The sequence below is a fragment of the Enterococcus sp. AZ079 genome, from assembly GCF_050547255.1.
GTDB classification, from domain to species: Bacteria; Bacillota; Bacilli; order Lactobacillales; family Enterococcaceae; genus Enterococcus_D; species Enterococcus_D casseliflavus.
This window is the reverse complement of the sequence record NZ_CP172955.1, coordinates 1,245,874-1,258,663: the sequence shown is the minus strand read 5'-3', so window position 1 is coordinate 1,258,663 and position 12,790 is coordinate 1,245,874. Positions and strand designations below refer to the sequence as shown.

The window sequence follows — 12,790 nt, the reverse complement described above, 5'->3', positions numbered from 1 at the left end:
ATTCGTTCCTCCTAATTAGATGATTTCAATAATTTTTTGAACAGCCGCCAATTCAACGGGGATCCCATTGGCAGCTAGTGCAGCCTCTTCTCGTAACTGTTCTAAGTCACCGTGTTGCGGCAAATGCGTCAACATTAATTTTTTTACCTGCGCCGCATGGGCGATCTCCCCTGCTTCTTTTGACGTAAAATGAGCCTTGTGCCGCTCATTGCCTGCAAAAAGATAGGTATCTGCCAAAAACAGGTCAGCTCCTTGTGCAAACGGAACAAAAGATTCTAAGTAGCCAGAATCGCCTGTAAAAACAAAAACCTTGCCTGTGCTTTTCTCAACAAATCGCATGGCATAGCAAGTGACTGGATGGATCGTTTTCATAAAGGTAATGGTAAACGGGCCCAATTCCAATGACTCCGTTTGGAGGTAATCAATTCCTTGAGTCACTCCAGGCATCGTCAGGCTTTCAAAATGAACCGCATCCTCCCCATGTCCGTAGATTGGCAAAACCTGGCGTTCTTCGTTTCCTGGATATAATTGCCAATAGTATTGCAATACCCCTAGATCCGCAATATGATCGTGATGGTAATGCGTCAGAATCACTGCATCTAAGTCTAAAGGATCAAGGATTTTTTCTAGTTGGACCAAGGTGGTGCTTCCCGCATCAAGCAGCAAATGAAAGCCTTCCGACTCAACTAAATAGCCAGTAGTCCCTTCACCATTATACGGATAGGCACCTAAACAACCTAAGACAGTTATTTTCACTTGTGTTTCCTCCTCTTTGGCTCAAGCTGGTTTTCTACTTCTTTTATGCTATCACATCTCAGCTGATTTGACTAAAATCCGACCATTTTTTTGCAAAAAAAGATCGAGAAAACGAGAAAAAGACGACGTCTATTGGTAGAACCCTATGAATGAGTTTTTTACTCTATCTGCAGGGAGCCAGACCAATGGGCCGTCGTCTTTTTTGTTTATCTGATCATCGCTCGTTGTTCATTGATCAATTCCTCATAAAATACTGCATTGACTGCATAGGCGTAGGCGTTTGCCCATAGCATCCCGATCATCAGTGCCAAAAAGCCGAGAATAAACCAGCCAATCAATGATAACTGTAGCCAAATGTATTGACCCAGATGTGGACGCAAGAGCGCAAAGGCCACTTTAATTGACTGAAGAACCCCTAATTCCGGTTGATCATAGCGCAGATAGATCGCTAATTGAATCACACCAGTAACGACTTGTGACAAAAAGAAGAACAAAATGATGGAGAGAAAGGTCCCAATCACAAAAGCCAGGGAGCCATTAAACATCGCCACATCAATAGAGATTCCCCGATTAAAATTGAATACCAAGTCCAAATATTGATTGAGTCCTGATAAGACAAACTGCGGCAAGAAAATCGCAAAACTCAAAAGATAATTTAAAAGCGCGCTCACTAAATTTAGTAGCAAAAACGGTACATACAGACGTTTATCAAAGACTAGAAAAATATCCGCCACCTTGATTCCTCTGCCACGAACCAGATAGAGTGCCATGATACTCAACGCTACCGAAAACGCAAAGAAGACAAAATTGTCCAAGATCAGATCGATCCAGCTCCCTGCATTGTTTGCACCAAAAGAAGTCCCAATACTACTAAAAAGCGAGCTGACCACCGCTTGTACCGCAACCGTCGCTAAAATACTTAAGACGAACGTTCCCCAGAATCCGCGCAAGGAGTTTTTGGCGGTCTCTCGAATCATTGTATTTGATCTCATAGACTCACCTTAGTAACTGCGCAATGCTTTAACGGTCTTATCGTCTAAGCGGCGAACCACTTCCGTTACAAGCTTGACTGTATTGAAGTAGTCATCCTCATGAATGACAGAAGTATGAGAATGCAGGTAACGAACTGGCACGGTAATAGCGATCGAAGGAACCCCATCACGAGTCAAATGCATTTGACCAGCATCGGTTCCTCCACCAGTGATCACGGTATATTGGAAAGGAATTTCCATCTCTTCGGCGACATCGATCACAAAATTCAATAATTTCTTGTGAGGAATCATGGAAGCATCGAAAATCAAGACTTGTGGGCCTTTGCCTAACACAGAATCCGCTTCTTTTGGTGTCATTCCAGGTGTGTCCCCAGCGGTACCAGTATCTAGTGCGATCGCGATATCGGGATTCACTAAGTGAGTGCTTGTTCGCGCCCCTCTTAGGCCAACTTCTTCCATCACGTCGCTGCCGGCAAACAAGCAGTTGGGATGTCCTTCGGATGCCAAGGTTTCTAATACCCGCAGTGATACCGCCGTACCGATTCGATTGTCCCATGCTTTGGCTAGCAAAAATTTGCTGTCGTTCATCCGTTTGTATTGGATATAAGGGGTGATCATATCTCCCGGACGGATCCCCCAGCCTTTGGCTTCTTCTTCACTTGAAGCGCCGATATCAATGAACATATCTTTGATATCATACGGTTTATTTCGAGTCTCTGGACTCAAGACATGGGGTGGTTTTGAACCGACGACACCGTGGATCAATTTGCCTTCATTGGTTTTGATCTCGACTTGCTGTGCCAGCATCACTTGCCCCCACCAACCACCAAGGGTCTGGAATTCAATAAAGCCTTTTTCTGTGATTTTAGTTACCATAAAGCCGACTTCATCCATATGTCCCGATATAAAAATTTTCGGTCCACCGCCATCACCAACATGTTTGGCAATGACACTTCCTAAACCATCAAAAAAGATATCTTCAGCAAAGTCTTTGGCATATTCTTTAAAGACTTCACGCACTTCCTCCTCATTCCCAGGAACCCCACGTGCAGTCGTTAGGTCTATTAAAAGCTGTTCTTCTTTTTTCTCCATCTTGCTTCCTCCTTTGTCTCATTGATTATGATTATACCATTCTCTTAATCTGGTGCCAGAGGGAAATACAAAAAGATTGGTTAAATGAAAAAACGATCCTCGTTTTGTAGTGATCCTCAAGGTTAGATTTTTTGGTCTAACTTGCAAGGTTCGCTTCAATTCTAAGGATCGTTTTATCAAGAATTCAATCAAGTTTCAATTATTCGCAGACACAGCTTGACGGTAATCAAATAGGCAAATAGATAGACGACTGCTGCAACTGCCGCAAACAAATGAGCCACCCAATACCCAGGACTGTCGATGATTTGGGTGAAGGTATTAATGGCAAAGACGGCATGCAAGATCGCCAGTAACGTACCTGGCATAAAAATCCAGATGTTTTGCCAGTAAACGAGTTTACGTACTTCTTTTCGGGTGTAACCTAGTTTGGTCAATAATCGGTAATTGTGTTTCTCCCGCTCGGTATTTGAAAATTGCCGAACGATCAAACTGCTGGATGTCGTGATCAAAACGATCACACCTACAAATAATGACACAAACAAAACGATTCCTGCTTGCCGCCGCACGCCGCGCATCGTTGTAAAACGATTCGCTAAGGTCAGTCGATATGCGGTCATCTGGTTATTCTCACTGGTGGAATCTCGGGCAGTCTCTGGATAAAAACGCACGCTTTTTTGGTCATCGCTAAACTCATAGGTCAAAGGATGCGTCCACTCGATCGGCAGCTCTTCATCTAGCAGCTGAGTCAAGCTCTCCGTTTGCACCTTGTCTGTTTGTAAATAAGCAACGCTATAGGTGAAGCCCTCAACTTGCTGGTACGCATAATCTTGGATGACAAGGACATTCGGCAAGGAATAGCGCAAGGCAGAATCCCCAAAATAATCCTGTTCTGCTTGAATGAGTTTGAACGTATGTTGATTGCCGATTTTGACCTCATCGCGATAGGTGATAAACGAACGAGTCACATCGTATTGACTGTCAAAAAGCACCGCTTGTTTATCAGTACTCAGTTGAATCTCCGGGGCATCGGGAACCAGTTTTCGCAGACGCTGATAATCAGAAAAAGCGACCAGATTCACCATGATATTTTCAATATTTTCGTCTTGCAACTCTCCAAGGTAACGGGTTTGAACCGTCATATTGGTCATTTTATAGGGAATCGATTGTTCGGCAATAATCGGTGTATCGGCTTTTTCTAAAAGGTCCCGCAAGGTATCTGCCTGCTCTTCTGACACTTGAAAGGACGTTGGATAAATGCGGTTCGTTGCTTGATAGTTTAATGAGATGACCCCCATCGTTCCCCCGATCAGGGAGATTGCGATCGCTGTGATGATCGTCAAAAGCGCATAGCTTTTCCACGTTCTTTGCAAGTAAGCCCGCACGTTATTGTAAGCAATCAGTTTCGCCCCTTTGATAAGACGTTTTTTCGGCTTACTCAAAAAATATAACAATGCCGGCAACGAGCAATCAAAAAAAAGATAGGTTGCCGTCACACAACAAAACAGAATCAATAAAGGAATCCATAAAATTGCTGAAAAATCTTGTGTGTACGTGATATAGTTGGTCCAAGTTTCCCGCAGGGTCAAAGACAAATAGTAGCCTACCCCCAGTAGAATCAGACCTAGAACCCCCATTAATGAACGAAACGGGGTCATTTTCATTTTCTTGATCGGTAAGCGGTATTCAGTCTTGATCAGCTCACTCATTGGGGTACGCCATACAAAAAGGATCACTTGAATACTCAAAATAATCATCGCCGCGATAAAGACAAAAACCGTTGAAAAAATCGATTGGGGCGAATTAAAGAAATGACTCGTTAAATTCAAGCCCATCGCTCGAATCAAAATCATAGAAAAAAATTTCGAAAAAATAATCCCCATAAAGATGCCGGTCACTAAAGAGAAAAAGTTCAATAGAAACGTTTCCCGCAGCAACAGCCAAGCCAGACGACCTTGCCGCAGCCCCAAAAGCTGGTAAACACTGATTTCTTTTTGCCGCTGACTAAGAAAAAAATGATTGGCACTCAGCATAAAAAACAAAACGACAAAGGCAACCACACTGCTGCCGAATCCTAAAACCCCTTCAATGCGGATATCTTGCTGGACCCGTTGATTCAGCAGACGATCATTCATCAAGGCGTTAAAGGAATAAAAAATCATCACGGCGGTCATCATACAAATAAAATACACCATATAGTTGCGAAACTGCCGCAAGAAACTCCGCCAGCCGATTTTAAACAACATGGCGCGGACCGCCTCCAATCGTTGCCTGCATATCGATGATTTTTTCGAAAAATTCCTGACGCCCGCCTTTTTTGACGACTTCTGCAAAGAAGACACCGTCTCGGATGAATAAAATTCGGTTGCAGTAGCTGGCGGTGAAAGGATCATGGGTGACCATCAAGATCGTTGTTTTCTCTTGTTGATTGATTTGCGCTAAATACCGTAACAATTCTGTCGCCGCTTTTGAATCAAGGGCGCCAGTGGGTTCATCAGCAAAAAGGACCGCCGGACGACTAATGATTGCTCGAGCAGCAGCGACCCGCTGTTTTTGCCCTACAGACAATTCTTCTGGGTAGCGATCTAACAAGTGCTCGATTCCTAACAAATTGGCCGTTTGTTCAATGCGCTCTTGGGTTTCACTTACGGGCAAGCGATCAATGGCAAGGGGAAGCAAGATATTGTCTCTGGCAGTCAACGTCTCTAAAAGATTAAAGTCTTGAAAGATAAAACCGATCTGCTGACGACGAAAATCACTGAGGGCTTTTTCCGACATTCGGGTAATGTCTTTGCCATCGATATAGATCGAGCCTAAGCTAGGTCGCATGATTGAAGACAACAGATTCATCAAGGTCGTTTTCCCAGCGCCGCTGGGCCCCATGACCCCGACAAATTCTCCTTGATCCACTGCAAAAGAAAGGTTATCTAATACTTTGGTTTGATTGAAACGAGTGCCGTAACTTTTGGTCAGATGCTTCACATCAATCATATTTTTCACATAGAACCCTCCTTTAATAAAATTCTCTCCTTATGGTAGCATACTTTTTCATTGAATACTTCTGCTTCAAAACAGAGAAAAAATAAATTTAAAAAAGTTTTTTATTCATTATGTGAAACATGGAACAACCAAATCCTTAATCTTATCAGTTTTCTCAGAAAACACTCCAATGAATATACACCATATATTGTGTATATCCAATTTACCAACCCTTATTCACCACTATATATAGTTGCTCATTTCTACAATTTGTTTTATTATATTGAGGAAGATAAGGAGTGGTAGAAATGATGAACATTAAGAGAAATCCTGAGCAAGGGTTGGAAAGACAGTCCGCTTTGCGTCAGTTAAAAATCGTAAAACGTGATGGACGGCTTGTCGATTTTGATGATCAAAAAATTTACGATGCGTTAGTGAAAGCCCTAAGAAAAATCAACGGCGAGCTTTCTCCCATCGACCACGAAAAAATCACCGAGATCGTTGACAGTGTCGATCACGAGATCGCGGAACGTTTTCGTACGAATGTAAAAATCTATGAGATCCAAAATATCGTCGAGCATATCTTATTAGCAAAAAACGAGTATGCCTTGGCTGAAGAATATATCAACTATCGGACCCATCGTGATTTCGAGCGCAGCAAAGCCACAGACATCAACTTTACGATCAACAAATTGATGAATAAAGATCAATCGGTCGTCAATGAGAATGCCAATAAAGATAGCAATGTGTTCAATACACAACGTGATTTGACCGCTGGGATCGTAGGAAAATCGATCGGTTTGAAAATGCTCCCTCCTCACGTGGCAAATGCTCACCAAAAAGGCGACATTCATTACCATGACTTGGATTATCATCCTTACACCCCAATGACCAACTGCTGCTTGATCGATTTTAAAGGCATGCTGAATAATGGGTTTAAAATTGGGAACGCCGAAGTGGAATCGCCAAAATCGATCCAAACGGCCACCGCTCAAATCTCACAAATCATTGCAAACGTAGCATCGAGTCAATATGGCGGCTGTTCTGCTGATCGAACAGATGAATTATTGGCTCCTTTTGCTGAGTTGAATTATCAAAAGCATCTAAAAGATGCCGAAGAATGGATCGAGTCGCCTGAACGTCGGGAAGCTTATGCGAAGAGCAAAACGCGCAAAGATATCTACGATGCAATGCAAAGTCTAGAATACGAAATCAATACGTTATTCACCTCAAACGGACAAACGCCGTTTACTTCCCTTGGGTTTGGTTTAGGAACCAACTGGTTCGAACGGGAGATCCAACGAGCGATTCTCCAAATTCGCATCAACGGGTTAGGCAGTGAGAAGCGTACCGCTATTTTTCCAAAATTGATCTTTAGTATTCGCCGTGGCGTCAACTTGGCCCCTACCGATCCGAACTATGATATTAAAGAACTGGCTTTAGAGTGTGCCACCAAACGGATGTATCCTGATATTTTGAATTATGATAAATTGGTTGAATTGACCGGCAGCTTTAAAGTGCCGATGGGCTGTCGTTCTTTCTTGCAAGGCTGGAAAAACGAACGTGGCGAAGAAGTCAATGTCGGTCGGATGAATCTAGGCGTCGTAACATTGAATATTCCTCGGATCGCCTTAGAAGCAAATGGTGATCAAGAAAAATTCTGGACGCTGCTGGAAGACCGTCTGCAAATCGTCAAGGATGCTCTTGTCTATCGGGTGGAGCGCTGTAAAGAAGCCAGCCCTGCGAATGCGCCGATCCTTTATATGTATGGGGCTTTCGGTGAACGTTTGGATCGCAAAGACAATGTGAATGAACTATTCAAAAACAAACGTGCTACTGTTTCTCTTGGATATATCGGTTTGTATGAAGCTGCTTCGGCTTTTTATGGTGGAACATGGGAACAAGATCCAGAAGCAAAAGCCTTTACCCTAGCGATCGTGAAAGAATTGAAAGCTCATGCAGATGCTTGGGGCGATGAATACGGCTATCATTTCAGCGTGTATTCGACGCCTAGTGAAAGCCTGACTGATCGTTTCTGCCGCTTGGATACCGAAAAATTCGGTGAAGTTGAAAACATTACCGACAAAGAATACTACACCAACAGCTTCCACTATGATGTGCGGAAAAATCCGACACCATTTGAAAAACTTGATTTTGAAAAAGAATATCCAAAATACTGTTCTGGCGGGTTTATTCATTACTGTGAATACCCAGTCTTGCAGCAAAATCCAAAAGCGTTAGAAGCGGTTTGGGATTACGCTTATGATCGGGTCGCCTATCTTGGAACAAATACCCCTATCGATCACTGTTATGAGTGTGGGTATGAAGGAGATTTCAATCCAACCGAACGGGGCTTCGAATGCCCGCAATGCGGCAATCATGACCCAAAAAGTTGTGACGTCGTCAAAAGAACCTGTGGGTATCTTGGAAATCCTCAAGCTCGTCCAATGGTCAATGGACGGCACAAAGAAATTTCTGCCCGGGTCAAACATTTGCAAGAATAAACGAAAAAGGAGTGCTAGATTTCTTCTACACTCCTTTTCTTGAAGACCAATCCCTGTAATTCATGATAGAAAGAAGTTTTCTTATGAGAAATCCGAAACCTAAAGAATGGCAAGCCAAAGAATATAGCCAAAATTATATTGCTGATTACAAAGCCTTCAACTTTGTTGATGGTGAAGGCATTCGAAATAGTTTATACGTGAGCGGCTGTCTCTTTGCTTGTGAAGGATGTTTTAACAAAGCGGTCCAAAACTTTCGCTATGGTACACCTTTTACGCAAGAACTAGAGGATCGAATCATCGAAGATCTGCGGCATGATTATGTCCAAGGGCTGACCCTCCTAGGCGGCGAACCTTTCTTGAACACAACAGTCTGTCTGAAAGTCGTTGATCGGGTTCGTGCTGAATTTGGGCACAGCAAAGATATTTGGAGCTGGTCAGGCTACACCTATGAAGAATTGCTTTTGGAAACACCCGATAAATTGGAACTTTTATCCAAAATCGATATTTTAGTCGACGGTCGTTTTGAACTGAGCAAACGAAATTTAAACTTGCAGTTTCGCGGCAGCAGCAATCAACGAATCATTGATCTTGCTGCATCTCGGGAACAAGGAAAAGCGGTTATCTGGGCAAAGTGCAAAGATGCTGAAGCAAGCTACGAACAAATCAAAAAACAAATTTAAAAACTAAAAACACCGTGCATCTTGAGGTGACCCCAAAAGTTAGACCAAAAAATCGAACTTTTGGCGGTCACCTCCTCTTCCTTCAAAGATGATGCACGGTGTTTTTTTATGTTATATCAACTCAGTGACCAAGCTTTTTACAGGTACTTACTTGCTTCACGAATCGTCAAAGGCGCCAGACTTGTTTGATAGCGAAGCAGAAAGTCTTGGACCCACTGAGGATTCGTCTTGGCATAATCTCGTAAGCTCCAACCAATGGCTTTGTTGATAAAGAATTCAGAACTCCCCAAATTATTGACGAGGACCTCTTCAAGCAGTGGTTGATCCATCTGTTCTTTTTGCAGCAGTTGATGGAGTATTGCCACTCGCCGCAGCCAAAGATTTTCCTCAAGACTCCAGCGAAGCATTTCAGCTTTTAACGCTGGCAGTCGGCGAACTAGTTTTCTGACAACCTCACTTAGGGCGTCCACGCTATCCCACCAAGCTTTTGTTATGACTAGCTGTTCAATTTTTGCCAGATCGATGGCCGCTAGAAACGGCTCCATCACCACTAAATAATCAATCGCAAGGTATTGGTGTTCCCGATAGCTGCTTTGCCAACAATGATCGATAAAGTCCCAATCAACCGTTTTCGTTTGTTTTGCAGCTTTGAAGGTCGCTTTCTCCTGCTGGCGGCGCAACGGCGTAGGAATGCCTAAAAAATCAAACTGATGCCGCATGTAGGCGGCCATTTTTTCACTTCGCTCCTGATTAGCCAATCCTGTCATCGTGTCATATACTTGATAGAGTGTCATTTTGCTCCTCCTCTTCAGCCTACTGCTCGTCAGATAGTTGCCATAAGGGCAGTACGATATTTTCATAGGTCAGTGGATCAAGATTTGTGACGGTGATCCCCAAAAGACGGATGCCTTTTTCCAGACCTAAAATTTCTTCCCAAATCAGACTTGCTTCGGAAAATAGCTGTTCTTTTTTATGAACATAGGTTGGCAAGGTCACTCGCTTGGTGATCGTAGAGTAATCACTGTAACGAACTTTCAACACGACCGTCTTGCCATGTTTTTGTGTGCGCTTCAGTGATCTTTCGACTTCTTCTGCGATAGCCCGTAACTGGCTCAATACTTGTTCTTCACTGGTTAATGGATTGCCGTATGTATGCTCTTTTCCAACTGATTTCCGTTCTCTCGTCACACTAACTGGGGAATCATGGATCCCTCTAACTTTCCGATACAAGGAATACCCCATTTTGCCAAATTCACGAATCAGCGCCATCTCACTCCAGCCATACAGATCAGCTCCTGTAAAAATACCTAACTCATGCATCCGCGGAACAGTTTTCTTCCCGATCCCGTGAAATTTATCAATGGGTAATTGTTGCAAAAATGCCACTGCCTCATCTGGCATCACCACCGTCAATCCTCGTGGTTTATGATAATCCGAAGACAGTTTTGCCAAGAATTTGTTGTAACTGACTCCTGCCGAACAGGTCAGATGAGTCTCTTGCCAGATGTCTCGTTGAATCAAACGAGCGATCTTAATTGCTGAAGGACAATTGATCTTGTTGACTGTGACATCTAGATACGCTTCATCAATAGAAACTGGTTCGATGATGTCGGTGTATCGATGAAAAATTTCTCTGACTTGCTGGGACACTTCACGATACTTTTGATGATTTCCCGGTTTAAAAATCGCTTGCGGACAAAGCTCATAAGCTTTTTGCGCACTCATTGCCGAGTGGATGCCATATTGTCGTGCCAGATAATTGGCGGTCGTGACCACTCCTCGTCCGCCAGTATCACTTGGGTGACGGGCAATGACGAGGGGATGCTTGGCAAGCTCTGGATCATCCCTTTCTTCCACCGAAGCAAAAAAAGCATCCATATCAATATGAATAATTTTGCGGCTCGTATCATTTTTTAAGGGAAATTGCAGTTCCGACATCGTTGTTCACCTCACTTCTTATTATAAACGAACAGAGGTTCCCTATCAAGCAAGGAATCGAGGGAAGCACGCAAAAAGGACCAATCTTCATTGGTCCTTCCTTCTACATTCACTGCTTTTGCGGCCCTCTTCATGGTCCAAGAAGTTCTACTATAAGGCAGCTTCCCCTCGTTCATTAGTGCGAATCCGAATCGCTTCTTCCAACGGGTAGACGAATATTTTGCCGTCACCGACTTCATCTGTCCGACAGATCGATACAATCAGCTCAATCACCGCATCGACTTTTTCATCTGCTAAAACAAAACGGACATTTACTTTTGGTAAAAGAGTTGTGATCACTTCTTGGCCACGAATAAACTCTTTGAGGCCTTTTTGATTGCCACAGCCCAGCACTTGACTGACTGTCATGCCGCTGATCAAATCAGACTGATCCAAAGCGGCCTTTAGTTCTTCTAATTTTTCTTGGCGAATAATCGCTTCAACTTTTTTCATGACTGCTCCTCCACTCTTAAGAGTCTAACCCCATAAAGGTAGGATAGGCCGTTTCGTCATGTTCGATCCGATCCATCCCCACTGCTTCTTCTTGTTGCGATACGCGAATCGGCATTACCCATTTGATCAAAGTGATAATGACAAAGGATAAGATACCTGCGAATAGAATCGTAAATATGATACTTTCGGCTTGTGCGAGAAAAAGATCAACGCCGCCATAGAGCAATCCTGACCGTCCCCCCACTGCTGGATCCGCAAAGATCCCCGTCATCAAACCGCCAAAGATCCCGCCTACGCCATGGCAGCCAAAGGCATCCAGCGCATCATCTAATCCTAGACGATGTTTGATGACAGAAATAAAGAAGTAGCAAAACGGACTGACTAAAGCGCCAATGATAAAGGAAGACCAAAGCGAGACAAATCCCGCACCTGGTGTGATGGCAACTAAGCCCACGACGGCTCCAGTACACGCACCAACGATCGTCGGTTTGCCCAACACGATTTTTTCGATCAGCATCCAAGAAAGCATCGCACTGGCTGCTGCCGTATTCGTGGTCATTAGGGCGTGGATCGCTAGACCATCAGCTGCTAACGCAGAGCCAGCATTAAAGCCAAACCAGCCAAACCATAAAAGGCCAGCACCTAGTACAACAAAGGGAATATTATGAGGACGATATTCGGTTTGATGAAATTCTCGCCGCTTACCGACAACGACCGCTAAGACTAACCCACTGATACCCGAACTGATATGAACGACATTGCCTCCTGCAAAATCGATCGAGCCGATCGCATCTAAGAAACCGCCGCCCCATACCATATGTGCCATTGGAAAATACACGAGAACTAGCCAGAAGCCGATAAATAGGAAAATAGCTGAGAAACGCATTCTGCCCACGACAGATCCAGTAATGATCGCCGTTGTGATCAAGGCAAACATCATTTGAAAGGCCGCAAATAACCCTTCAGGAATCCCTTCTCCTTCTGTCATCGAGACATGATTGAAAAAGACTTTATCTAAATTCCCAATAAATGAGCCTGTGCCGCTAAAAGATAAGGTATACCCTAAAGCGACCCATAGCACAGACGCCAAGCCCATCGTACAAATCACCATCATCATGGTATTGAGGATGTTTTTGCGACGTTCCAATCCTCCGTAAAAAAATGCCAATGCTGGAGTCATAAGAAAAACCATGCCGCTACAAATTAAAATAAATGCAATATTCCCTGTGTTCATTTTTGACGCCTCCTTTTCTTTATGTTAGCTATCCTAACATCATATTTTCAAATAATCTAGATTTTTCTGAGAAAACCGTGAATTTTCTGAAAATAGCTAACTATTGATGTCAGATAATTTAACACA

At 43.5% G+C, this 12,790-nt stretch carries 11 protein-coding genes; 2 read left to right on the top strand and 9 right to left on the bottom strand.

Going from position 1 to position 12,790, the window contains the following annotated elements; all coding sequences use genetic code 11:
- Window positions 1-15: 15 nt before the first annotated feature.
- The 5 genes from IGJ15_RS06165 to IGJ15_RS06145 all read right to left on the bottom strand — a co-directional run bounded on the left by IGJ15_RS06165 (window position 16) and on the right by IGJ15_RS06145 (window position 5,837).
- Window positions 16-756 carry an MBL fold metallo-hydrolase gene (locus IGJ15_RS06165; protein WP_016610950.1) on the bottom strand — a complete coding sequence of 247 codons (741 nt, stop codon included), beginning with the start codon at window positions 754-756 and terminating at the stop codon, window positions 16-18.
- Between the two features lie 206 nt (window positions 757-962).
- A complete protein-coding gene (locus tag IGJ15_RS06160; protein WP_311902356.1) occupies window positions 963-1,748 on the bottom strand; it encodes a DUF975 family protein in 786 nt (261 codons plus the stop codon).
- A gap of 9 nt (window positions 1,749-1,757) precedes the next feature.
- A complete protein-coding gene (locus IGJ15_RS06155; RefSeq protein WP_005229852.1) occupies window positions 1,758-2,840 on the bottom strand; it encodes a M42 family metallopeptidase in 1,083 nt (360 codons plus the stop codon).
- Between the two features lie 188 nt (window positions 2,841-3,028).
- Window positions 3,029-5,083: an ABC transporter permease gene (locus IGJ15_RS06150; protein ID WP_311902353.1), complete on the bottom strand. Its 2,055-nt coding sequence runs from the start codon at window positions 5,081-5,083 to the stop codon at window positions 3,029-3,031.
- Window positions 5,073-5,837, bottom strand: coding sequence for an ABC transporter ATP-binding protein (locus IGJ15_RS06145; protein ID WP_005229848.1), 765 nt, complete (start codon window positions 5,835-5,837; stop codon window positions 5,073-5,075). Before IGJ15_RS06145 ends, IGJ15_RS06150 begins: the two co-directional genes overlap by 11 nt.
- A 287-nt stretch (window positions 5,838-6,124) precedes the next feature.
- On the opposite strand from IGJ15_RS06145, the gene nrdD reads away from it, so the two are divergent.
- Together nrdD and nrdG are read left to right on the top strand one after the other, a co-directional pair.
- The gene (gene nrdD / locus IGJ15_RS06140) at window positions 6,125-8,320 is read left to right on the top strand and encodes an anaerobic ribonucleoside-triphosphate reductase (protein WP_034869343.1); all 2,196 of its coding nucleotides are present in this window, start codon (window positions 6,125-6,127) and stop codon (window positions 8,318-8,320) included.
- Between the two features lie 83 nt (window positions 8,321-8,403).
- Window positions 8,404-9,000, top strand: coding sequence for an anaerobic ribonucleoside-triphosphate reductase activating protein (gene nrdG / locus IGJ15_RS06135; protein WP_005229836.1), 597 nt, complete (start codon window positions 8,404-8,406; stop codon window positions 8,998-9,000).
- Window positions 9,001-9,137: 137 nt separating this feature from the next.
- Here nrdG and IGJ15_RS06130 read toward each other — a convergent pair whose 3' ends face one another.
- The 4 genes from IGJ15_RS06130 to IGJ15_RS06115 all read right to left on the bottom strand — a co-directional run bounded on the left by IGJ15_RS06130 (window position 9,138) and on the right by IGJ15_RS06115 (window position 12,664).
- A complete protein-coding gene (locus IGJ15_RS06130; RefSeq protein WP_016610941.1) occupies window positions 9,138-9,794 on the bottom strand; it encodes a DNA alkylation repair protein in 657 nt (218 codons plus the stop codon).
- A 19-nt stretch (window positions 9,795-9,813) separates the two neighbouring features.
- Window positions 9,814-10,938 carry a DNA polymerase IV gene (gene dinB, locus IGJ15_RS06125; RefSeq protein ID WP_005229832.1) on the bottom strand — a complete coding sequence of 375 codons (1,125 nt, stop codon included), beginning with the start codon at window positions 10,936-10,938 and terminating at the stop codon, window positions 9,814-9,816.
- Between the two features lie 150 nt (window positions 10,939-11,088).
- Window positions 11,089-11,430 (bottom strand): P-II family nitrogen regulator, encoded by a 342-nt coding sequence (locus IGJ15_RS06120; protein ID WP_005229830.1) that lies wholly within the window; start codon window positions 11,428-11,430, stop codon window positions 11,089-11,091.
- A gap of 16 nt (window positions 11,431-11,446) precedes the next feature.
- Complete coding sequence (locus tag IGJ15_RS06115) at window positions 11,447-12,664, bottom strand: ammonium transporter (protein WP_430599347.1); 1,218 nt, start codon at window positions 12,662-12,664, stop codon at window positions 11,447-11,449.
- Between the last annotated feature and the right edge of the window lie 126 nt (window positions 12,665-12,790).